The sequence below is a fragment of the Neobacillus sp. D3-1R genome (genome assembly GCF_052180215.1).
In the GTDB taxonomy this organism is placed as follows: Bacteria; Bacillota; Bacilli; order Bacillales; family Cytobacillaceae; genus Pseudoneobacillus.
Genome location: NZ_CP197471.1, coordinates 1,091,763 through 1,114,784, shown reverse-complemented (window position 1 = coordinate 1,114,784; position 23,022 = coordinate 1,091,763). Strand labels below are relative to the sequence as shown.

At 34.1% G+C, this 23,022-nt stretch carries 27 protein-coding genes; 8 read left to right on the top strand and 19 right to left on the bottom strand.

Annotated elements, in window-relative coordinates:
* Positions 1–56: 56 nt before the first annotated feature.
* From ACSBPO_RS05615 to ACSBPO_RS05605, 3 genes are read right to left on the bottom strand one after another with little or no spacing between them, the layout of a single operon-like run.
* Complete coding sequence (locus ACSBPO_RS05615) at positions 57–782, bottom strand: EcsC family protein (protein WP_442599085.1); 726 nt, start codon at positions 780–782, stop codon at positions 57–59.
* Between the two features lie 5 nt (positions 783–787).
* Positions 788–1,993, bottom strand: a complete 1,206-nt coding sequence (locus ACSBPO_RS05610) for an ABC transporter permease (protein ID WP_442599084.1) — start codon at positions 1,991–1,993, stop codon at positions 788–790.
* Positions 1,986–2,726 (bottom strand): ABC transporter ATP-binding protein, encoded by a 741-nt coding sequence (locus ACSBPO_RS05605; protein ID WP_442599083.1) that lies wholly within the window; start codon positions 2,724–2,726, stop codon positions 1,986–1,988. The genes ACSBPO_RS05610 and ACSBPO_RS05605 overlap by 8 nt, the downstream gene beginning before the upstream one ends.
* 603 nt (positions 2,727–3,329) lie before the next feature.
* On the opposite strand from ACSBPO_RS05605, the gene ACSBPO_RS05600 reads away from it, so the two are divergent.
* From ACSBPO_RS05600 to ACSBPO_RS05590, 3 genes are all read left to right on the top strand, one after another.
* A complete protein-coding gene (locus tag ACSBPO_RS05600) occupies positions 3,330–3,749 on the top strand; it encodes an HIT family protein (RefSeq protein ID WP_442599082.1) in 420 nt (139 codons plus the stop codon).
* 177 nt (positions 3,750–3,926) lie between these two features.
* Complete coding sequence (gene serC, locus ACSBPO_RS05595; RefSeq protein ID WP_442599081.1) at positions 3,927–5,012, top strand: phosphoserine transaminase; 1,086 nt, start codon at positions 3,927–3,929, stop codon at positions 5,010–5,012.
* A gap of 124 nt (positions 5,013–5,136) precedes the next feature.
* Positions 5,137–5,658, top strand: a complete 522-nt coding sequence (locus ACSBPO_RS05590; RefSeq protein ID WP_442599080.1) for a tryptophan transporter — start codon at positions 5,137–5,139, stop codon at positions 5,656–5,658.
* Between the two features lie 41 nt (positions 5,659–5,699).
* Here ACSBPO_RS05590 and ACSBPO_RS05585 read toward each other — a convergent pair whose 3' ends face one another.
* On the bottom strand, positions 5,700–5,891 hold the full coding sequence (locus tag ACSBPO_RS05585; protein ID WP_442599079.1) for a hypothetical protein: 192 nt from the start codon (positions 5,889–5,891) through the stop codon (positions 5,700–5,702).
* 261 nt (positions 5,892–6,152) lie between these two features.
* Between ACSBPO_RS05585 and ACSBPO_RS05580 the strand changes: the two genes are divergently transcribed.
* The gene (locus ACSBPO_RS05580) at positions 6,153–6,728 is read left to right on the top strand and encodes an HTH-type transcriptional regulator Hpr (RefSeq protein WP_442599078.1); all 576 of its coding nucleotides are present in this window, start codon (positions 6,153–6,155) and stop codon (positions 6,726–6,728) included.
* A 3-nt stretch (positions 6,729–6,731) separates the two neighbouring features.
* Here ACSBPO_RS05580 and ACSBPO_RS05575 read toward each other — a convergent pair whose 3' ends face one another.
* Positions 6,732–7,067 (bottom strand): DUF1878 family protein, encoded by a 336-nt coding sequence (locus ACSBPO_RS05575; protein WP_442599077.1) that lies wholly within the window; start codon positions 7,065–7,067, stop codon positions 6,732–6,734.
* Between the two features lie 154 nt (positions 7,068–7,221).
* Between ACSBPO_RS05575 and ACSBPO_RS05570 the strand changes: the two genes are divergently transcribed.
* Both ACSBPO_RS05570 and ACSBPO_RS05565 read left to right on the top strand, forming a co-directional pair.
* Positions 7,222–7,767 (top strand): DUF3267 domain-containing protein, encoded by a 546-nt coding sequence (locus ACSBPO_RS05570; protein ID WP_442599076.1) that lies wholly within the window; start codon positions 7,222–7,224, stop codon positions 7,765–7,767.
* Between the two features lie 94 nt (positions 7,768–7,861).
* Positions 7,862–8,041, top strand: a complete 180-nt coding sequence (locus ACSBPO_RS05565) for a hypothetical protein (protein ID WP_442599075.1) — start codon at positions 7,862–7,864, stop codon at positions 8,039–8,041.
* A gap of 38 nt (positions 8,042–8,079) precedes the next feature.
* On the opposite strand, the gene ACSBPO_RS05560 is transcribed toward ACSBPO_RS05565, so the two are convergent.
* From ACSBPO_RS05560 to ACSBPO_RS05550, 3 genes are all read right to left on the bottom strand, one after another.
* On the bottom strand, positions 8,080–8,175 hold the full coding sequence (locus ACSBPO_RS05560; RefSeq protein ID WP_442599074.1) for a YjcZ family sporulation protein: 96 nt from the start codon (positions 8,173–8,175) through the stop codon (positions 8,080–8,082).
* Between the two features lie 99 nt (positions 8,176–8,274).
* Positions 8,275–8,358 carry a YjcZ family sporulation protein gene (locus ACSBPO_RS05555; RefSeq protein WP_442600312.1) on the bottom strand — a complete coding sequence of 28 codons (84 nt, stop codon included), beginning with the start codon at positions 8,356–8,358 and terminating at the stop codon, positions 8,275–8,277.
* A gap of 88 nt (positions 8,359–8,446) precedes the next feature.
* On the bottom strand, positions 8,447–8,554 hold the full coding sequence (locus ACSBPO_RS05550) for a YjcZ family sporulation protein (protein WP_442599073.1): 108 nt from the start codon (positions 8,552–8,554) through the stop codon (positions 8,447–8,449).
* Positions 8,555–8,719: 165 nt separating this feature from the next.
* Here ACSBPO_RS05550 and ACSBPO_RS05545 point away from each other — a divergent pair, with 165 nt between their 5' ends.
* Positions 8,720–9,595 (top strand): peptidylprolyl isomerase, encoded by an 876-nt coding sequence (locus ACSBPO_RS05545; RefSeq protein WP_442599072.1) that lies wholly within the window; start codon positions 8,720–8,722, stop codon positions 9,593–9,595.
* 34 nt (positions 9,596–9,629) lie between these two features.
* Here the strand turns inward: ACSBPO_RS05545 and ACSBPO_RS05540 are convergent, their stop codons facing one another.
* From ACSBPO_RS05540 to ACSBPO_RS05515, 6 genes are all read right to left on the bottom strand, one after another.
* Entirely contained in the window at positions 9,630–9,824 is a 195-nt protein-coding gene (locus tag ACSBPO_RS05540; protein ID WP_442599071.1) for a sporulation YhaL family protein, read from the bottom strand.
* Positions 9,825–9,933: 109 nt separating this feature from the next.
* Positions 9,934–10,878, bottom strand: a complete 945-nt coding sequence (yhaM, locus tag ACSBPO_RS05535) for a 3'-5' exoribonuclease YhaM (protein ID WP_442599070.1) — start codon at positions 10,876–10,878, stop codon at positions 9,934–9,936.
* Positions 10,879–10,963: 85 nt separating this feature from the next.
* Positions 10,964–13,957, bottom strand: a complete 2,994-nt coding sequence (locus ACSBPO_RS05530; RefSeq protein ID WP_442599069.1) for an AAA family ATPase — start codon at positions 13,955–13,957, stop codon at positions 10,964–10,966.
* Between the two features lie 18 nt (positions 13,958–13,975).
* Positions 13,976–15,193: a metallophosphoesterase family protein gene (locus ACSBPO_RS05525; protein WP_442599068.1), complete on the bottom strand. Its 1,218-nt coding sequence runs from the start codon at positions 15,191–15,193 to the stop codon at positions 13,976–13,978.
* Positions 15,194–15,337: 144 nt separating this feature from the next.
* Positions 15,338–16,888 carry a flotillin family protein gene (locus tag ACSBPO_RS05520; RefSeq protein WP_442599067.1) on the bottom strand — a complete coding sequence of 517 codons (1,551 nt, stop codon included), beginning with the start codon at positions 16,886–16,888 and terminating at the stop codon, positions 15,338–15,340.
* A gap of 11 nt (positions 16,889–16,899) precedes the next feature.
* On the bottom strand, positions 16,900–17,439 hold the full coding sequence (locus ACSBPO_RS05515; protein WP_442599066.1) for a hypothetical protein: 540 nt from the start codon (positions 17,437–17,439) through the stop codon (positions 16,900–16,902).
* 155 nt (positions 17,440–17,594) lie between these two features.
* Here ACSBPO_RS05515 and ACSBPO_RS05510 point away from each other — a divergent pair, with 155 nt between their 5' ends.
* Positions 17,595–18,068, top strand: coding sequence for an SRPBCC family protein (locus ACSBPO_RS05510; RefSeq protein WP_442599065.1), 474 nt, complete (start codon positions 17,595–17,597; stop codon positions 18,066–18,068).
* Positions 18,069–18,299: 231 nt separating this feature from the next.
* Here the strand turns inward: ACSBPO_RS05510 and ACSBPO_RS05505 are convergent, their stop codons facing one another.
* The 5 genes from ACSBPO_RS05505 to ACSBPO_RS05485 form a co-directional block, all read right to left on the bottom strand.
* Positions 18,300–19,361: a M42 family metallopeptidase gene (locus ACSBPO_RS05505; protein WP_442599064.1), complete on the bottom strand. Its 1,062-nt coding sequence runs from the start codon at positions 19,359–19,361 to the stop codon at positions 18,300–18,302.
* Positions 19,362–19,502: 141 nt separating this feature from the next.
* Positions 19,503–20,243 carry a DUF4367 domain-containing protein gene (locus tag ACSBPO_RS05500; RefSeq protein ID WP_442599063.1) on the bottom strand — a complete coding sequence of 247 codons (741 nt, stop codon included), beginning with the start codon at positions 20,241–20,243 and terminating at the stop codon, positions 19,503–19,505.
* Entirely contained in the window at positions 20,244–20,750 is a 507-nt protein-coding gene (locus tag ACSBPO_RS05495) for an RNA polymerase sigma factor (RefSeq protein WP_442599062.1), read from the bottom strand.
* Positions 20,751–20,864: 114 nt separating this feature from the next.
* Positions 20,865–22,115, bottom strand: coding sequence for an ABC transporter permease (locus ACSBPO_RS05490; RefSeq protein WP_442599061.1), 1,251 nt, complete (start codon positions 22,113–22,115; stop codon positions 20,865–20,867).
* Positions 22,108–23,007, bottom strand: coding sequence for an ABC transporter ATP-binding protein (locus tag ACSBPO_RS05485; RefSeq protein ID WP_442599060.1), 900 nt, complete (start codon positions 23,005–23,007; stop codon positions 22,108–22,110). Before ACSBPO_RS05485 ends, ACSBPO_RS05490 begins: the two co-directional genes overlap by 8 nt.
* Positions 23,008–23,022 lie beyond the last annotated feature (15 nt).

The following is a 23,022-nucleotide window of genomic DNA, read 5'->3' as shown; positions in this document are numbered from 1 at the left end:
CTTCTTACGATAGAGAACATTTGCTTGTCGGGGCTAACCAAGGCGCTTACGCTTTTCTATTCAATTGTAGGATTGGTCGATAATATTCTTAGCCGATAAGCATTCATTGCCGTATTTCCTAAATGTTCAGTTAAGCGATAATTAGCAAATGCCCCTACAATAGCTCCTAACCCTGGTACCATTTGCAATAGCTTTACAAGATCAATATAATCACGATACTCTTGCTGAAAGGTTCGCCAGTCTATTTCCATAATCGTTTCATCTTGACTTTCCCATTCTTCAATCATTTTTAAAGTATTTACTTTGGCTTCGTCCTTAGAAAAAGCTAATTGAAAAACATATAGTAAAAATAGTCGTTCTTCATATTTTCTAGTATCATATCCGTAAATAGAAGCTACTTCAAATAAAAATTTCATTTTAATCGTTAAAAATAATGGGAAATCCGCTAAACCTACAAAAAAACCTGCTGCACCTGTCCCAGCCCCTTCAATCGTGGCTGTTCGGCGATAACTGTTCAGTTTTTCTTTTAGTTTTTCATCCTTCTGTTGTAGTGATAAACCTTCACCTTGTGCCTTTTTGGTAGTAAATTGAGAACCAGTTAAGGTTGCTTGGACCATTCCTTTCATTGCTTCAGTAACTGCAGAATGAATTTTTTCAGGAATTATCTCATTTACCTTTTTCTGTGCTTTGCGTGATAATCGATCGATCATATTAGGTCTTTTCAATATTTCTTGTTTCCAACTAATGAGCTCATGATAAACGTTAAGTTCGTATTCATTCATTGTCATCACACCTTTTTCCAGCTATAAAAGCGAACAAACAACTTGGAGAAGGTTAAACCAAGCAATATTCCTAATAAAGTGTATAGCCATTCTCCCTTTACAAGGAATACACCCGCAAATACTAATCCCTGTATCGTTAAGACGATGGAGATGATTTTTTGAAAAGCCAGAGACCTTTGTCTCTCATGGATCGGATATAAATCAAGCCATAAAATGTTTTGATGGTGTTTTTTTAATGGCAGCAGTTGAAAACCAGTTAAATACATAAACAGCAGAAGGAATAAGAACTGACCGTATACAAAATCCCAAAAATAAATAAGAAGACTGCCAATTACAGTCAGTCGTACAACTAAGCCAAAATAATCTCCTGACCTTAAAAAGGTTCTTGTTAATAGATAGAATTGAGTATTTTTATTATCAAAAATAATTTTTGTGGTTAGCCAATCTAACCATTTCCGTCTTTTAACCACATCCCTTAATTTAGGGACATCTGTAAACAAATTGGCGATTCGGTAAAAATGAGTGAGCCGGTCTTGTTCCAAAGAAATGATTTCCTCCCACTTTAGTCCTTTTTTCTTTGTGGTTTGCTGAAAGAAAAGAAATAAGCCTAACATCACTACAACCAAAAATCCTAGTAAAGTTTTATTAGCAGACATAAAAAGTAGGTATACAAATACGGTATTTAAAGAAAATCTTACGAAGGAATCAATAAATTGTACCTGTTTTTCTACATAAAATTGAACCTTCCACTTTAAAGCTAGGTTCCATATTTTCAATAATAAACAGCAGATTAAAAAATAGAAAAAATCCTTAAAGGAAGAACCGTATACTTGAACATATATCGGCATTAAAGCAGCAAGGACCATTACAATGATATATGCCTGTAAAATGAAACTGACAATGCCTGATTTTAAAAAGTAATTCTTCAATCTGGTTTCAACAGGTATAAGGAAAACTCGATCCGCTTCTAATAAAAAGGTGTAAATCGGACTATAGGTTAAAAGTATAGATAAAATGACCGACATAATCATCGCAGCCGGAAATTGATCATCTAAACTTTTAACCCACTGTTGATAATAAAAGGTTAAAGAACCTATGATAAAAATCAAAACAATCATTAGATGTCCATTAAAAATATATCGGAGGTAACGACTTATTTCTTTACCAGTTTTTTTGGACCGTTTTGTCCATAACTCTCTAACATCAAGCATAGTCTTCTTCCTTCGTTAATTGTATATATAAATCATCCAATGTGGCATTAGGCATATGAAACTGTTTTCTGAGTTCTTCTAACGTACCCTTTGCCCGTATTTTACCTTCGTGTAAGATAACAAACCGGTCACAATACCGTTCCGCAGTCGCTAAGATATGCGTAGACATTAAAATACCGGCTCCTTCTTCCTTCTTCTTTTTCATAAGATCTAATAATGACTGAATTCCTAATGGATCCAAACCTACAAATGGTTCATCAATGATGTATAGGGAGGGCTGTACCAGAAAGGCACACATAATCATAACCTTTTGTTTCATTCCTTTTGAAAAATGTGCCGGAAACCATTTTAATCTTTTGGCCATACGAAATTCTTCAACAAGACTTTCTATTCTTTCTTTATATTGAGATTTTCCCAATCCATATGCCATAGCTGTAAGCTCAAGATGTTCCTGGAGGGTTAATTCATCATAGAGAATAGGAGTTTCAGGAATAAATGTAAATTGGTTTCGATAGGCCTCTTTATCATTAATAAAAGATTTTCCATTAATTTTTATTTCTCCTTGATGTGGCTCCATAAGTCCAATGATGTGCTTAATGGTGGTACTCTTCCCCGCACCATTTAAACCAATTAATCCTACAATTTCATTTCTTTCAACAGAGAAGGAAACTTTTTGTAGAATGGGCTTCTTCGTGTATCCTCCAGTAAGTTCATTAATTTCTAATAAAGGCATCCATGTCGTCCTTTCTATACGTTATCGTATTCACTTACTACGTATTGTATCAAAAATGGTTTCATGAAAATAGAATTTCCCCTTAGGCTTAAATAGTTAAATTTCATGAAAATGAAATTTATATGTATATAACCTTTCAAATTGGTTATTCTAAACTTTGAAGGGGACAACCACTATCTAATTGAAAATGAGGTGTCTGTTAAAGACAATATTCGTTTCAATCCAGAGGCTTCACAACGTTTCAAAAAATAAGGGGATGGTTACGATGCGCAAGTGTGCCTTTTAATCCATCAAATTACTTGTTGCAACACCAAATTTTAGAAAATGAGGTGTTTGTCGCAGACAACATTTCCGCTTTATAAGTTGTGATAACATATAAAGAAATAAGGGGATGGTTGTTTTGAACAAAGTAAAAGGTTCCTTAACTTGATTAAATAACTCATAAAAAATGAGGTGTTTATCAAAGGTACTTTCCCGAATTAAACGTTTGCTTTGAAGCAGTAACCCCTTCATGAAGGTAGGATTCCTAGCGAATCCTGCCTTTCATCTTTTTTCTGGAATATGGTAAAATGTGAAATAAAGACCAGAGAGGGGAAGAAAAAGATGAGTGATTGCATTTTTTGTAAAATAATAAACGGTGATATCCCAGCTGCAAAAGTTTTTGAAAACGAACATGTTCTTGCCTTCCTTGATATTAGCCAAGTGACGAAGGGACATACACTTGTCATTCCAAAGGTACATAAAGAAAATCTTTACGAATTAACACCAGAGATTGCCGCAAAACTTTATGAAGTTGTACCTGCAATAGCAAATGCCTTAAAAGCAGAATTCAATCCAATTGGTTTAAACTCTATCAACAATAATGGAGAGCATGCTGGCCAATCTGTTTTTCACTTTCACTTACATTTAATCCCTCGATATGGTAAAGGTGATGGATTTGGGGCTGTTTGGAAATCTCATCAAGAACAATATTCCGGACAAGACTTAAAAGAAATAGCTTCTAGTATTAGCAAGCATTTATAAATATCATAAGGAATTATCAATGGGCTCCCTCACTAGGTTGAGCCTTTTTATTTTATTTTTAACTAGTTGTCCAATGAGGTTTCCTCTTTTTAAAAGTTTTTCCAATTTTCTCTAAACTTCTTCACTTATTTTCATTTTCTGTTAGGATTATTTAAAAAGAATAGGAGTGATTTTTAGATGAGGAATGCTCTTAACTTTAATGCTGGTCCCTCTGCATTACCTATTGATGTTCTTCGAGAAGCACAACAAAATCTTTTAGATTTTAATGGTACGGGTATGTCGATTATGGAATTAAGCCATCGGAGTGATGTTTATGGAAGTATTCAACAAGATGCCAAGAGTTTACTTCAAAAATTATTAGATATCCCCCCTGAGTTTGACATCCTTTTTTTACAAGGTGGAGCTAGTCTTCAATTTTCAATGATCCCGATGAATCTCCTATCCCCTAATCAAACAGCTTATTACATCCTTTCCGGAGTATGGGCTGAAAAAGCTTTTAATGAGGCTAAAAAGAATGGTAAAACGGCGATCTTAGCTTCAAGTAAGGATAAGAATTATAATTATATCCCCTCTAATTTTTCTATACCTGACAAAAATTCTGCAGCTTTTGTTCACCTTACCAGCAATAATACTATCTACGGTACTGAATGGAGAAATTATCCTTCTTTCCCTTCCATCCCATTAGTAGCCGACATGTCAAGTGATCTCCTTAGCAAGAAGATTGATATAAACCAGTTTGATTTGATTTATGCCGGTGCTCAAAAAAATCTTGGTACAGCAGGTGTTACTGTGGTTTTCATTCGGAAAAGTCTATTGGAACGTTCAAAAGCAACCCTTCCAGCTATGCTCAACTACCAAATTCATTCCCAAAATCAATCTTTATATAATACACCACCTACTTTCTCTATCTATATTTTATATTTAGTCCTAAAATGGATAGATCAAATGGGTGGAGTAAATGAAATGGAAAAACTAAATATAGAAAAAGCAACTACATTATATGAAACAATCGATAAAAGTAACGGTTTTTTCATAGGTCATGCAGAGAATAACTCTAGATCTAGAATGAATGTTACATTTAATTTAGTAACAGAGGAATTAACCCAAAAATTTTTACAAGAAGCATTGGATTATGGATTTATAGGATTAAATGGCCATCGCTCTATCGGAGGCTGCAGAGTTTCTATCTATAATGCTGTACCCTTGTCCCATGTTCAGATTCTAATTAATTTCATGGATGAATTTAGACGGAAACTTCAATGAAATTTTTACTTTAATCTGTTAAAATCCTATGATATAATGACAACAAGCTTTTCGCAGCAGGCAAGAGTGCACTGTTGGAGAAGTAATTTTAAAATAGAACAGATTAGCAGAGGAGAGTTGAGAAATGAATACAAAAAATCTTGTTGCTCTTTCCCTACTTGTAGGAATTGGGGCAGTACTTCACGCGGTTATACCTGGCTTTTTCTTAGGAATGAAGCCTGATATGATGCTCACCATGATGTTTTTAGGAATTATTCTTTTTCCAGACAAGAAAAGTGTACTGTTATTAGGACTAGTCACTGGTTTAATATCTGGTATTACTTCTACCTTTCCAGGGGGACTTGTACCAAATATCATTGATAAATTTTTAACAGCATTTATTGTATTTGGATTATTTGTAGTCTTAAAGAAATTTAACCGTTCACTAATTTCTGTAGGTATTTTGACTGCAGTAGGAACTCTAGTTTCTGGATTAGTATTTTTATCATCAGCTTATTTTCTAGTTGGCTTACCTGGCCCTTTTGTTGCGTTATTCGCAGCCGTTGTTTTACCAGCAACAGCTTTTAACACAATTACAATGGTGATATTGTATCCGATTGCTACAACAGTACTAAAACGAACTAAATTAAATACTCAATTTAACTAATAGTAAAAGCCTGACCTTTATTCTAAAAGGGTCAGGCTTTTTTATTTAAAGAAAGCAAATAGAATGCCAATTAACAAAAACAATATCCCCCCCATCGCAAATGCCCCTGCTCTTCTTCTTAAGATATATTTTGGTGGATAAACACCAGGGCGCTTTGAAGCAAAGAAAAAATGGGCCATTCCTAAAAAAAATAAAATACTTAATGCGAAGATAATAAACATAACCCCTTTCAATCTACCACCACCAAAACATTAAGATGATTTTGCTATTAAAACCATCTTATGTTAGAAACACACTTTATATGAAATAAAGATAAATATGAAAAGGATTTTTTAATTTTTTATCGAATTTTTAAATAATAAAATTAATGTAAAAATCAATTTTTATTTATTTTATTATTATTTCTAAAAATTTTGTAAATTTATATCTTTATTAATTTTTGTTTTATTGGCATAATGTTAATAAAGAAATAAATAAAGAAGGTGAATTTGGGGATGACAGACAAACTTTATTCAATGAAAGAAGCTATGTTATTTAGTCAAAGAATTGCTCAATTAAGCAAAGCACTTTGGAAATCAATCGAGAAAGACTGGCAGCAATGGATTAAACCATTTGACTTAAATATCAATGAACATCATATTTTATGGATCGCGTATCATTTAAAAGGCGCTTCCATTTCTGATGTAGCTAAATTTGGCGTCATGCATGTTTCAACAGCTTTTAATTTTTCTAAAAAATTAGAAGAGCGCGGTTTATTAAAGTTTTCTAAAAAAGAAAATGATAAGCGAAATACTTATGTGGAATTAACGGAAGAAGGAGAAACTATTTTATTAAAATTAATGGAAACGTATGAACCAGATAATAATGCTGTTTTCTCTGGTGCCTTACCTTTGAGAGATTTATATGGGAAATTCCCAGATATTATCGAAATGATGGCGATTGTACGCAATATATACGGAGATGATTTTATGGAGATTTTTGAAAAATCTTTTAATAATATCGAAACCGATTTTACAGATGAAAATGGTATGTTAATAAAAAAACAACAAGCTAATCGGGAGCTTGTTTAAATTTTAAATATATGTTTTTAACTCACTCATTAGTGGTAAAAATAAATTTTGAGTGATACATGCCATTATGACTTCTTTAATAGAAAGTTTACGATTAAGTGTATCCGAAAATTGTTGATAAAGCGGATGAAAATAGACAAATCCTTCCGCTTTTTGTTTTTCCAATTCAATGCTCATATTCTCACAAAGTTGGAAAAATTCGTAAACTTCTTCCTCCGTTAATCCATGTTTAATTACGAGCTTATAAAATTCATCTTTGGATTTTTCAAGCATAGAGACAATAAGCTGCTGATGATATTGTATAAGTTGTAGTTTTTTTAACACTTCAGATTCTTCCAAAAGTCACACCCCAATTTAAATAAATGTATAAACGAAAATATTAATAGTATAATGTCTAAAAAACATATTGATTTTTTCCTTCTTTCATCGTACATTATCTTAGTAAGTTTTCAAGTGACTAACTAATAATTTCTCCATATGGAGGTTCGATTCGATGAATTGCTGGAAGACGATTAATATCTCTAAACAGTACGGCTCACAAAGACTTTTTATTTTGTCTTCCCTAACGATGTTATTTTCGTTTATTATTCTCTATGTACCAGTAACTTATTTGTCTGTTTCACCATTAAAAAGCAATCACCTATTGTTATTGGTCTTAAGTTTATTTTTCATGTATCCTCTCCATAAATTCTTCCACTTTTTACCGATTGCTCATTTAGGCGATCGTGTAAAAAAATCAGTGGATCTAGTAGGAGGCTTTATTCCTGTTATTCGTATTTGTGTAGAAGATCCGATAAAAAAATGGAATTTTCTTATCGCTTTATTTTTTCCTTTTCTTTTTATAGGTATTTTCATTTTTATTGGTTATATTGAACTTCCAAACTATAGTCACTATTTTACTATTATACTAGCTTATCATATCGGTCTTTGCGTTTCTGACTTTATTCGAGCTAAAAATATATTATTTGCTCCAAATAATTCTTACATTGAGGAAAACGATGAGGGCTTTGAAATCTTAGTATACAAATCAGCATCTTAATATACAGTGATTGTGCCCGTTTTTTTGACTATAAAATAAGTTGCGGCATTTGTTATAAATGCCGCTTATTCTAACTTTAAGGAGGGAATCGTTGATGATCTCCGTTTACATCATCTTTGCGGTTTTTATTTTATTTTACATAAACAAACTAACGAATTCTCTTTGCATTCAAAAAGATATCCCTGAAGATAAACAACCAAAGGTATTTCAGACGATAAACATCTTGGTTACAATCCTTTTAATTTCATCATATGTAGAAATTTTATACACATAATAAACAAAAGCGGTGAAGATGATTCACCGCTTTTTTCATTAATATACCCATGAAGCTCCAATAATAATTAATAGTATAAATAGAACTACTAAAAGAGCAAATCCTCCACCAAAATGTCCTACTCCACCTGACATATTATTACCTCCTAAAAAAAGTTTTTTAGCAACATGTTCATCAAATTACTTTAGATTAAAGAACATGGAGAGATAATTCTCCACGTTCTTCACTTCATATTAGTACCAAGAAGCACCAACAATAACTAATAAAATGAACAATACAACGATTAAAGCAAATCCTCCGCCGTAACCTCCACCCATGGTAACACCCCCTTTATCTTTAGCTACCTTATACTATTCATGGTAGGGTTGTTTCGAATAGGCGATTATCATGCCTAATTTATTTTTCTTAACAGTAAGCTGCCCCTACAATAATTAACAAAAGGAATAAAACGACATTTAACGCAAAAACTGAATAAAAGGCGCCATGTGTTTCTTCCTTTTTACTCTTCGTCATATCATATGTCTACCTAGGAATTTTGGGAATTAAAATTATCGCCTATTTTTTTGTCCAAGTATTAAGGTATTTTTCATAATATTTTTGTTCTTATAGTCATTTGTGATATAGTAAGCTTTGTGATATAAAATTGCATAAAGAAATTAATATTTAGGAGTGTTCAACATGAAGAAGTGGTTTCTAACCCTTTCTATTGCTGCCGGAGTCATTGGTTTAACAGCATGTAATCAAAACGATGCCAGCTCAAGTGATGTAGTAGTAGAAACAAAAGCAGGGAATGTAACAAAGGACGAGTTATATGAAGCTATGAAGGACAAGTATGGCCAAATGGCTTTACAGCAATTAATTTATGAAAAAATTCTTACTAAAGAATACAAAGTAACAGATGAAGAACTAAATACGAAAATGGACCAAATTAAAGCAGATCTTGGGGCTAATTTCGAAATGGCTTTATCACAATATGGATATAAAAATGAAGATGAGCTAAGAGAAACCATTAAAATTGGCCTTCTACAAGAAAAAGCGGCTATTAAGGATGTTAAGGTAACAGATAAAGAAGTGGAAGAATACTACGCTACCTACAAGCCTGAAATCAAAGCTAGACATATATTAGTGGAAGATGAAAAGACTGCTAAAGAAGTCAAGAAAAAGCTTGATACAGGTGCTAAATTTGAAGATTTAGCAAAAGAATATTCTAAAGATCCTGGTTCTGCTGCAAATGGTGGAGACTTAGGCTGGTTTGGACCAGGAAAAATGGTTCCTGAATTTGAAAATGCAGCTTATGCTCTTGATGTGAATCAAATCAGCGAGCCAGTGAAATCTGAGCATGGTTTCCATATCATTCAAGTAACAGAAAAGAAAGAAAAGAAACCTCTAAAAGACATGAAAAAAGAAATCGAACATGATTTAAAGGTTTCAAAGCTTGATGCAGATTCAGTTCAAAAGGCTATGCAACGTGAAATGAAAGCTGCAAAAGTGGAAATTAAAGACAAAGATTTAAAAGACGTGTTAAATACAGAAGCAGAAGCTGAAACTAAATAAATCAAAAAAAGGACTGACAAGCTGTCAGTCCTTTTTAACCTTCATATACTCTTTCTTTATTCACTGTTCTGCTATCTTTTTCTTTTTCAAGACGTTTCATATAGATTTCACCTTCACGCTCAATACTCTCCATTTCTAACTGCCTCTCTTCTTTCCCTGTTCGAATGGCCATATAAGCGCTAATGATAATGCCGAAAAATACTGCAAACACCCAAATTGGAATATTCATGATATGGTCTCCTTTCAAATAAGGTTGTCCACCTTCTCTATTAGGATATTCACAGTATTCCTCTTTTATTCTACTAAAATATAATCTACCACTATTTACTTATTCAAATCTATTTATGAAAACTAGGTTTATAAAATGAACGATTTTCTAACGCAAAGACTCTCTCAGTAAATTCTCCCGGCTTCACTCTCTCAAGGGCTCGGTCTAGCATATTCATCTTAGCATCCAAGTTATCAATGTAATGTAAGATTTCTGCTTCTTTAATTAATGGCGGTTTTGGACTTCCCCATTCGGCTTTTCCATGGTGAGACAGCACCATATGTTGTAGCATTAATACTTCTTCACCTGTGATATCAAGCTCTTCCGCTGCTTTGCCAATTTCATTTACCATAATCGTGATGTGCCCTAATAGATTTCCTTCTAAAGTATAACTAGTTGAGATTGGCCCTGATAGCTCTACAACCTTCCCCATATCATGAAGAATAACGCCTGCATAGAGTAAATCTTTATCTAGAGTAGGATATAAGTTGGCAATTGACTTGGCTAAATCAAGCATACTTACCACGTGATAGGCTAAACCAGACACAAACTCATGGTGATTTTTGGTTGCTGCTGGATACTCAAGAAAGGCTTGCTGATGTTTTTTGATAAGATAGCGTGTGATTCTTTGGATATTAGGGTTCTTCATATCAAAAATATATTGCGTTAATCTACCCGTCATCTCATCCTTAGAAAGTGGAGCAACTTCTAGAAAGTCTGAAAGATTTACAGCATCCATAGGAGTACTTGGGCGAATATGTCTAATTTTCAATTGGTTTCTTCCACGATAGCTTTGAATTTCACCGTTAATTCTTACAATACTCTCTGGACCATACGCTTTTATATCTTCCTCAGAAGCATCCCAAAGCTTTGCTTCCATTTCACCGCTTTGATCTTGTAATATTAGTGTTAAGAAAGGCTTCCCATTACTTGCTATTCCCTTTACAGAACTTTTCACTAATAAAAAGAGATCCATCTGTTCTCCAACCTCAAAATGCAGTATACCTTTTTCCATCTTTCCGAACACTCCTCTCATCTCATCTAATTATATTACAGATTTATAGGAAAAGTAGTCCTATATCCATTTCCTTTTTACCCCATTATAAATGTTGCTGAAGTAACTCTTTACCTGAATTCATTTGATAGACTTGTGCCTCTCTAAAATATCTTAATAAGTGTGAATGGCATGTAAAAAATAGAATCTGATGCCCTTCTATTTCACTTAATAACTTAAGAACTCTTTCTGTACGTTTCTCATCAAAGTTTACAAAACTATCATCGATGAGAATAGGAAAGTTCACTTTTTCAAAAAGGGTTGTTGCTAATGCTAAACGAATAGAAACATAAACCTGCTCCATTGTTGCCTGACTTAATTCATTTGCTTCAAAAAAAGTATGGTCCATCCGTTCAATTAAAAAACCATTTCCTTCTTTTTTTGAATGAATCCGTACATATTCACCCATTGTTAAATAGGAAAAATACTCTTCCGCTTTTTTTAGTAATAATGGTAGTTTTTCATTTTTATAACGATCTATTGTACAGGTCAGAATATGCTTTGCTGTAGCAAAGGTACCCCAAATCTTCGCCTGTTCCTCCAATTCATATTTCTTTTGCTTGAAACGATGAAGCAACTCAGAATAAGTACCGCCTTCCTCAAGGATAGCAATTTGATATTTAATATCAGCCAAATGATTTAAATCATTTGATACTTCAATTCCTAATTGTTGATACTGTTCTGATTCCTGGACTAATAACTCATTTAATTGATGGATATGATTATATGGGATAAAGTCGTTTATCATATATCCTGCCATTTGTAATTGCTTTTCTAAAGATATCTTCTGGTCTATTAAATTTTTTCGTTTCAAAGCTTCCTCATAATTGCTTCGAAAATCCTCTTGGCAAGTCGCCCCTACTTCATCAAATAATTCTGTTTGTTCTTTAAGCAAGTATTCATGTTCTTTTTCAACGGTGATAATATCTGCCTGAAGTTCTTCTAATTTTTGTTGTAGTCCTTGAAATTGAACATTTCTTTCCTTCTCTTCCTTTAAAATTTCTTTTAATCGGAAGACCAATTCAACTAGGTTTGCTTTAGTTTCAGGTAAAAATCGTTCGACCAATTTCATGATATCTGTTTGAATTTCATTTAACCTTACATTTAGTTCTTTTTTACGTCCCAATAGTTTTTTCTTTTCTAGTGTTATTTCCTTCATATCGGTAATGATTTGAAAGCTATCGTCCACTCTTTCAAATGGGACTTGTTTTGGTAGTAATAAGGCTCCATATAATTGATTCATCGATTCTTCTAATTGTCTTGATTCTGTCTCCCATTCTTCAAATGCATCGATTACTTTTTCATATCTATGCTGTTGTTGTGAATATCTTATTTTCGCTGTTTGTAATTGTTCACGTATTCTATCATCTATTTGTATCTTAGACTGTATGAACTCCGGCTCCGTATCGTCATAGGCAGATATATCTGTAAGTAATGTTTTTTCTTTTTCTCGGAGCACAACTATTAGTTCATCCTTTACAGAGGATATATTCGTACCTTTCTTTAAAGTCATGAATAAGAGAATGACTAAACCAATTCCAGTAATAGCAAGCAGGAACCATTGATGTTTTAATCCACCCCATCCCCCTAAAACCAGGAAAAATAGAACAAGAAAATAGGTGGTACCTTTCTGTTTATCAGAATGAATTCCTTCTGTTCGTTTAGTTGTTTGATGATAGAGTATATCATTTTGAACTTCTCTTAAATCTTTTTGGAGCTGTTCCCTTAAGGTACTTTGTTTTAACTGTTTTCCTAGTTTTTCTCTTTGAAACTCTGGCAAAGTTTGTTCAGTTAGAGCCTTCATTTCTTTTTCAACCAAGTCCAGAGCATCTTTCTCTTCATTAAAATGATGATCTAGCATCTTTTTTTGGTCCATGAGTCGAAAAAACTGTGCATGTGCTTGTCTTACTTTTTCTTTCATGAATATACTAGTGTCCAAGTCTAACAGTTGATTTTCGTCCAAAGGGAAATGAAGCTGCTTCCTAAGTTCATTAAGTCTTTCAGAAATACTATTTAGCTGATGTTCTATTTTGGAAGACTCATTAACTAGCTGATCATAAATAGAAATCTGTGAAGTAACATTCTCGATTTCTGCCTCATGCTTGAGGAGTGTCTGATTTACATCTAAAGATGATAATTGTTCTTTTAACCGATTTTTTTTATCTTGCAAAGCCGATAATTGCGCTTCTAAAGGCTTCATCATTTGTATCAATGCATCTAAACGTTTTATTCCATCTAATGGAAAGGAAGGCGCATTTGTTTTTTCTAGCTCAGAGCTTAGCTCACGCCACTCCTGGACGTAAGGAAAAAGTTTTTTCCATTCCTCTATGCGATTAATTTCCGTTTGAAGACCTCTTTTCTTAGATTCTTTATGATGAATAGACTGTTCTAAATTCATTTTTTCATCTATAAGTAAAGAGTATTCTTCATTTTTCATTTGAGCTTCCCTTACTTTTCCGTACAAATCCTGCAATTCTTTTAGTTGTTCATTTAAGATTGGTTTTTTACCCCCAGGTTTAAAACGTGTTTCCAATTCCTTTTTCAGTTCATTTTCCACTTTTACAAGTTTATCTGTACCAACTGCACCTGCTGAGAATAAAAATTTGCCTAAATCTTCCCCTTTAACTTGGTGAATGTTTTGCAAACCATTAAGGTTAAAGGAGTATATATTTTGATACATGATCTTATCGATACTTTTCATTAGTAGAGCTAATTGTTCTTCGCCACCAATTGTTCCATCCTCAAACTTTACGATTACATCCCCTGTAGCTTTTCCTTTTACTCTTTCTATCACTACTTTTCCTGAAGTAGGATGGAGTATGATTAGCTCTCCCCCATACTTCGTGTGACTTTTCGGTTCGTATCTAAGGTCGTTCTGCTGTTTTGTAGGGAAACCAAATAAGATGCTATGAATAAAGGACATGATTGTAGATTTTCCAGCTTCATTTGGACCATAAAAAACTTGGAAATCTGCTAAATGATTCATTTTAACATTTTCCATTTTTCCATAGCCGTAAATATTGATTTCTAGTATCTTCATTTTTCCACCTCCCCTTTGTTATTTATCAAAAAGATATTGGATTACTAGCTTCTCTGCTTCAAGTAGGATATTTTCTTGTTCCCCTTCATTTAGTCTACTAATATATTTGCGTGCTAAATGATGTTGGTATAAGGGCTCTAAAGCACTGTCTATGTCAGTAAAAGTTTCGATTGTTTCAAACAGTTCCTTGAAAAAACCATCTTCTCCTTTTAAAGCCTCTTTGTCGTAGGTTTTTAGCTCATTGGTTTCAATAGAAGAGACCCAAATAAAATTCTCTTCATTATGTTCATTTTCTTGAAGAATGTCTAATAAGTCACCATTAATTAAACTCTCTTTTCCTTCAATTGGCTGAAGGTTATTCAAAATCAATTTTATTATTTTTCCATTTAATTGTATTACCCTAAACTGATTGATCGTATCTAAACATAGGCGGAGAATATCGTGAAAGTCATGACTTTGACTAACATCTATTTCTAAGGTATCCCATTCTATATCAGCAGTATCGATCCAGTTTAATTGGACATCAGTTTCACTTAAAGTTACTTCGTAGCACCCTTTAGGCCCAGCTTCTTTATGATGCCTACCTTGAATGTTCCCAGGATAAAGGATCGGAGGAAATTCACTTATAATTCTTTGCTTATGTATATGTCCTAATGCCCAATAATCAAAGCCTTTTTCCAATAGATCTGTTACAGAAAAAGGGGCATAATTTCCATGAGTACTGTTGCCTCCATCATTTCCATGGAGTATACCAATATGAAAATCGGCACCTTGTATTTTTTGATAGTCATCAATTTTTTTATCCATTACTTGTCTGCGGGGATAACTAAATCCATACAAATGAACTTTTGTATCACCCTTAACAAAGGAGTGCATTTCAACCTCTGGTCCAAACAAAGTGACATTGAAAGGTAATGGGATTTGAGCCCAAGTTCCACCAAGGTGATCATGATTGCCATGAATGAGGAAAACAGGAATTCCAAAGGAGTTTAACCTTTCCATTTCCTTGCTGAATAGAACCTGTGCACGGATACTTCGGTCCTCCCCATCATAAATATCACCTGCTATAATGACAAAATCAACCTTGTTGTCTATTGCTGCATCAACCAATTGTTTAAGTGCCACAAAAGTACTATTTAATAATCGTTTATATATTTTTTCAGGTAGGTGACTTAAACCTACCATTGGGCTATCTAAATGAAGGTCAGCCGTATGGAGAAACTTTATCTTTTTCATAGACTCTTCCTTTCAAGTTATCTATCTGTATACTATTTTACCATCCACAAAAAGCGAATGCACGTTCTTATTTCAGTTCGAACCCTCTTTAACACAGTAACGCGCCGGGGGTCTGACCCCCGGCGCGTTACTGTGTTAAAGGATTTATTTCATTTCTTCGTTTTGGCTGTTGTTTTGTGTTGTGTTTGCTTTTGATACTTCTGCGGACAGTTGTTCAATGCTTTGACGAACATTTCCTTTTCCTGAGAAGTTTTCTAATAGTTCTTTTACATCAATTCCTGAAGATGCTTTTAGAGATTCCTGCAGGGAAGACATTAAATTTGTGGCATAGCCAGTGATTTTGTTAGCACCACTGTTTTCACCATTTCCTCCCCCAGTATCCACAACTGTGATTTTATCAATATTAGATAAAGGAGCTGCCACTTGTTTCGCATATTCAGGAAGCATTTTCACAATCATCTCAAGAATTGCAGCCTGACCGTATTTCTCAAAGGCTTCCGCAATTTTTTGTTTTGCTTCAGCTTCTGCGAGACCTTTTAATCGGATAATTTCAGCTTCTGTTTCCCCTTTGGCCTTTTCTGCTTCTGCTTTAGCCAAACCATCCATCCTAACCTTTTCTGCCTCCGCTTTCGCTAGTGACTCGATACGATATTGATTTGCATCCGCTTCCGCTAATTGTTTAGCCTTATCTGCAGCTGCTGCCTGTTCAACTGCATAACGATCTGCATCTGCTTTCTTTTTCACTTCAGAATCATATTGTCTTTCGCGACGTAAGATTTCTTTTTCTTCGAGTTCAATTTGTTTTTGACGTTCAATAATTCGAATTTGCATTTCCTGCTCTGTTACCTCTTGCTTCGCTCTGGCTGTTTCAAGGTCGTACGCTTGGTCAGCTCGTGCTTTCGCTACATCTTGTTCACGACGGAAATCGGCAATTTTCATTTGATTTTCTTTTTCAGCTTCAGCAATTTCAGTTGCCCGCTCTAGTTCAGCCTTTTGAGCATCCTTGTCTGCTTCTGCTCTTTTAATACGTGTTTCTTTTTCAGCCTCTGCTGTAGCAATATCTGCATCTCGTTTTACTTGAGCAATACGCGGCTTCCCTAATGATTCTAGGTAACCGTTTTTATCTCTCACATCTTTAATAGTAAATGAAACAATGACAAGCCCCATCTTAGCTAAATCTTGTGAAGCTACCCTTTGAACTTCTTGAGAGAACTTATCACGATTTTTGTAAATTTCTTCTACTGTCATCGATCCAAGAATGGAACGCAGATGTCCCTCTAAAACCTCTCTCGCTTCATTTTCTCGATCTTCTTTGGGTTTACCTAAAAACTGTTCCGCAGCAGTAGCAATTTCTTCAATGGAACCGCCAATTTTAATAATTGCAGTACCATCTGCCATCACTGGTACACCTTGCTCCGTATAAACTTCAGGAGTTGAAACTTCTAGTTTACTAGAAAGTAAGCTTAGAGGCTCAGATTGCTGGAACACTGGAAAAATAAATGCACCACCGCCACGAATAATCTTTATTTTATTACCAGATTCATCTACATGGACATTTTTGCTTCCCAAATAACTACCCGTGATAATTAAAGCTTCATCGGGTCCCGCTGTTCGATATTTGGCAATAAACACAGCAATAAAAGCAATTAACAAAAATACCACTAAACCTACTACAATAAATACAGGTGTAAACATTAGCATCCTCCTTAAAGTAAATATTGTTCTACTTGATCATAAGGTAAAACGAGTAGAACTCCATCTTGAACATCAATCACCAAAACCTTTTGTCCTTCAGCAATACCTTTATTTTCAAAGCACTTCGCGGATTTTGCAATCGTCCCGCTGCTACTTTGAATAATCACCTCACCGAAACCGTCTATGGGTATCGGGATAATAACTTTTCCCACTCTTCCCCTTAATGAATTCTCTGAATAAGCAAGAGACTCCTCTGCTGTTGATAGTGGAATTAACACGAACACATTCAATAAAACATCAAGAATAATAGCCAAAATAATGGACAGGAATAGTGTGAGATAATGATTAAATGATGTAAGTAATTCAAATAAATAGCCTGTTGCAGAAGCAAAGGTTATAAAAGCTAAACTTAGTGTAGGGTTTAAAAAACCCGTAGCTTCTGCGATTCCTTCCAGTACATCCCCAAATAGGATATAAAGGATGGTTACAGCTCCTGAAATAATAAGGATTGTTAAATAAATTGATTCAATTGAAGTTCCAAATAGCTCCATTATTCTTCACCTTTACGTGTTTATTCGTGATATTCTTATTTACGAGTCATCCCAAGGAAAGTTTCACAATTTATTGAAAATTTATGAACATTTTTAATTAGATATAGTGTTAATATGATAAAATAGATCAGTACGGCAGAATGTTGGAGGTCTTTATGAAGCAATGGACAAGGGATATACAAATTAATGCACCAATTGAAAACGTTTGGAAATTATTCGATGGCACATTAGAAGATATGCAAAAAATTATGCCGCAGGTTAGAGAAAATAAACTTATAAAGGAAACTCCTAATAAAATTGGAAGTGTCTATTTGCAAGTATATGGAGAAGGAAAGAAAACTCAGAAATATGAAGTCGAAACGATTGATTACCTTGATACTCCTGATGAGAAAAGATTAAAGATTGCTTTTAATCTTGCTAAAATGTTTGAAATTACAGCAGATTATGAGTTAACGAAGGTAAATGAATCTAAAACTCTTTTTAGATATACGTCTACTAATCGACCATTAAAGTGGTTTTTAAACTTAATTCTGAAACTTGCCAATGATAAAGTGGTTGTCCAGTTTACAGAACGTGTAAAAAGTGTCGCCGAAGAAGAATTTTCTCATACGAAAGAAGTAACTGTTTAAATAATATAAAGTAATTTTCGTATAGATTGTGGAGGTTTTCGTAAAAATCCCTAAAGCCGGATTTTTACAGGCTCTCTTTATAAGTGCTCAGCTCTTTTCTTCATTTTCATATGAGTTTAACACCGTATATTGTGAAATGCCCATTTATTAGTTAGAAAAAGCAACAAATTTTCAGAAAAGAGCCTAATATAAAGCCCATGGAGGTAACTTCCCCCATGGGCTTTTTCCTATTTAGAAAGGAAATGTTTGTCCTTCATGAAGATTCAAAATAAACTGCTTTACTAAATCCTTTGTTGCCTCTAGGTCGCTTAGGTCAATTACTTCTACTGGAGAATGGGCATATCGAGAAGGAATAGATAATACTCCTGTAGGAATTCCTTTGTTCGCATAATTGACGGCCCCTCCATCTGTACCAATTCCAGGGAACACTTCTAGCTGATAAGGGATTTTGTTTTCCTTTGCAAGTTTGATAAGCAAATTTTTCATTGTTTTATGAACAATTAAACTAAAATCTAGTACCTTAATGCCTGTACCATTTCCTAGAGCTAAAGTTTGGTCCATTGTTTCTTCGGGAGTATCACTTACAGCTGTTGTATCAATAGCAATGGCTGCATCAGCATTAATATGTTCAGAGGCTGTTTTTGCACCGCGAAGACCCACTTCTTCTTGTACAGCAAATAAAAATACTAATTCCCCTGCAAATGAACTCGATTGCAGTTCCTCTAAAACTTGGACTATCACCGCACAACCAGCTCGATCATCCAATGCTTTTGAACGGATTTTTTGTTTTTGACTTGGACCAAAGACTTGAAACTCAGTTCCCCATGTAATAGGAGTCCCAATTTCAACTCCTAACTCGTATACCTCTTCTCTTGAGCTTGCGCCAATATCTATGTATAACTGTGAATGTTTTCTAATTTTTCCTGGATCATCAAACTTTGCATAGTGAGCTGAAATCGTTCCAATCACACCTGGAATGTCGCCATTTTCCCCCATTACTCTTACGGGTTGAGCAAGCAAAATTCGATCATCATGACCTCCAAGCTTTTCAAAACGTAATAAGCCGTTAGATTCAATTTTCTTAACAATAAAACCAATCTCATCCATATGGGCAGTTAATAGAATTGTAGGACCTGGCTTGTCACCCTTTTTTCTAGCAATGACATTACCAATAGGATCAATTTTAACCTCATCTACTTTGTCCTTCAAATACTCATTTAAAAAATAACTAACAGAATGCTCATAGCCACATGGACCAGAAAGATTGGTTAATGTTTTTAATAGTTCTATCATCTCAACTACCCCTTCCTCAACTATTTCTAAGCTCGAAATACTTTCACTTATTATAATTTATGAATTTTCAGTAATCAATAAAAACATGAGGAAAAGACCTAACAAAAAGTTAGGTCTCAGAAAGAATGTTTATTTACAACTTTATAGTTGCTTTAGAATACTTTCCATCATTTTGATTAATTCTTCTTTTGAAATTTTACCCTCAGTGAAAATCTCTATCGTTAGCTCTTTATTATTAGACAACTCTTTGTTAATCAATACCCCATTATCATGAGTTACGCCTTGCAGCCCCAATATTTCAATGGATTCTGGATTCGTTCGCGGAAGGGTAAATCTTGTATTTGGCTTTATCTCTCTAATATAATAATTTAGTTGAAAATGGTTTTCTAAACCCTCACCTTTACTATAATAGATATGATAACTTGGCTCGGAACTATTAATATTTAATAACTTCCCTTTATCATCGTAATTAGGTATTCCACTGATTCCCTCTTCGTTTGTATAATGATAACCTTCTGGTAGATAGGCAGGCTGTACAGGAAGAAAGCCCATAATTTCTTCTGCATTCTCATTATCAAATTTGACCATATGGTTTGTTACAGACTCAGGAGCATCTTTATCAGGTTGAAACGGATTTTGATTCTCCACTACTACTTCCTCATTCCCAATCTTTAATTGGATAAAATCCATTAATTTTCCAGCATTAGCAAAAGATCCAAAAGAAAGCCCTAGTACCATAATAGCTGCAGGAACGAGCCATTTATAATTCCATTTTGACTTCTTCTTGCTTTTTTGAATATTCCCCCAAATTTTATCAAAGTCTGGAGCTGGTATCCCTTCACTACTCTTCATCATTTGACTAAACTCGTGCTCACTCTTCATTTAAATACCCTCCTTAACAATATCAAGCATACTTCGATTGGATATATTTACACGTAATAGTTTTAATCCATAATGGCAGCTCGCTTTTACCGTTCCTTCCGTTATACCTAACAAATCAGCGATTTCCCTATTTTTCATATCGTGTAGGTATTTTAGAATGATTACATCCCTAGCTCGGTCAGGAAGCTTTGATAATAGTGATAACATATCTTGCTGAAGATGTTTCTTGTCAAATTCAGACTCCAAATTGGTGGAAGCCTTCTCCATTTTAAATATATCTTCCACCACAATAACTTTCTTCTTTCTCTTCAAGTAATTTCTACACATATTTAATGTAATTTTGAGTATCCAAGATTTTATATTTGCTATCTTATGATAATCTTGATGAAAGATTTGTATAAAAACATTTTGAGTCATGTCCTCTGCCTCATGTTTATCTTGTAGCATGTAAAAACATGTTTTATACACTTCCCATTTATACGTTTCAAAAAACTCTAATTCTGACATTCCATATCCCCCCTTTTTTTCAATTCACATATATAACAATTAACAGAGAGAAAAGGTTTAAAAACATTTAAAAAACGCTAGGATTTTTCTTTTCCCAGCGTTTTTGGTTACATATCATTCATTTTTCCCTAATTGAATCGCTTTTTTTATATCCTTAATAGAATTAGATTTTCCGTACATTAATACTCCGCCTCGATATACCTTGGCACCAAAAATTCCTAAAAATACAATCGTACCTACCAAAATCAGGATACTTAAGGAAATTTCCCAAAAAGGAATATTCAGCATTCCCACACGCAAGAACATAATCATGGGTGTAAAGAACGGAATAAAGGATGTTATCCTTACATAAGAAGCCTCAGGGTTTCCTAAACCAAAAACGGCAAGCATAAATCCTGCCACCACTAATAGGGTCATTGGTGTAATCATTTGTTGAACATCCTCAATCCGGCTGACCAGAGACCCAAGAAAAGCTGCTAGAGTAGCATATAAGAAATATCCTAATACAAAAAAGACAACTGCAAATACAATAGTCATATTCGGCAGACTGTTGAATCCAAAAAACTCAAAAAAGCCACCATCCATGGTACTTAAATTACGCTTTACAGAAATGTATCCTACTGAGAGCTGTATTGCGAGCTGTGTTAAACTAAGCAATCCAATCCCTAGTATTTTTGCAAACATTTGCTTTACTGGAGAGACACTTGATATTAAAATCTCCATAACCCTAGAGGATTTTTCTGTGGCGACCTCCATCGCAATCATATTCGCGTACATAATTACTGAAAAATAAATAATAAATAGTAGAACGTAAACTAAACCTCTAGCCTGATTAAGTTCCTCTTCAGTCTTTGCATCTTTTTCAAGTGCCTTTTTTTCAAAATGAACCGGCTCATTTAATTTGGCTAATTGTTCCATTGTTAAATTGATTTTAGATGCAGTTAAAGCTGTTTTTATCTGCTGTAGGGCCGTTTCAAGCTCTCTAGAGATTTCCGTTTCTGCTAAACTTTTTGTTTTGTAAGTGGCTTCAGGTAGGGACTCTTTATTAAAAGAAAGAGTTAACAGACCATTATATGAACCATCTTTTATTAACTTTTCTGCTTCTTCTGTACTTCCAGAAAAACTTTCGAGTTGAAGCTCCTTATCCATTACCTTTATTTGATCCATGAGAGCAGTCTGTAACTGCTCCGTCTCATCTATTATAATCACTTTTTTATCTGAATCTTTATTAAAGTTTTCTAAAATTCGATTCATATTGGTTAAACCTAAAAGTATAGCGACCGATATGATTGTCGTGATAATAAAGGATTTTGTTTTAATTTTTGATGTATAGGTATGAAAGAGAATAATCCAAAATTTATTCATAGGAAGCACCTACTTTTTCTATAAAAATATCATTGAGGGACGACTCTTCAAGGGCAAATTTACGGATAACCCCTTTCCCAACAAGATCCTTTAAGATACGCTGAGCCATATCCTCATTTTCTATTTGAATATTAGCACCTTCAACCGTAGTTTTGAATTTCGTAACTCCACTTTGATTTTTAATGAAATCAAGTGGAAAGTCAGCATGTATGATAAGGTTCTTTTTACCAAAATTACGTTTAATTCCTTTTAGTTCTCCATGAACGACGGGTTTACCTTTGTGCATGATACATAAAAATTCACAAAGTTCTTCCACATGTTCCATACGATGGCTTGAGAATACAATTGTCGTTCCATTCCTTTTTAGATCAATCACGGCTTCTTTTAACAGTTCTACATTCACGGGATCCAAACCGCTAAAAGGTTCATCTAGGATTAAAAGCTTTGGTTTATGTAATATAGCAGAGATAAATTGTATTTTTTGTTGATTCCCTTTTGACAATTCCTCAACTTTTTTATTCATATATTCTGGTACTTTAAAACGGTCCAGCCAATGCGCCAATTCCTTTAGTGCGTCCTTTTTGTTCATTCCTCTCAAACGAGCTAAGTAAACAACTTGTTCGCTCACCTTAAGCTTTGGATACAATCCTCTTTCCTCTGGTAAGTAACCAATTAGATGGCTAGTAGAATAATTGATTGGTTGACCATCCCAAGAAATTTTTCCTTCATTAGAATCTAATAGACCTAAAATCATTCGAAATGTGGTGGTTTTACCTGCACCGTTTGCCCCTAAGAATCCAAATATCTCTCCTTCGGGAATAGTAAGAGTTAGATTACTAACAGCTGTGAAATGACCAAATCGTTTTGTAACACTTTCAATTTTTAGAACCATAGGTCTTTCCTCCTT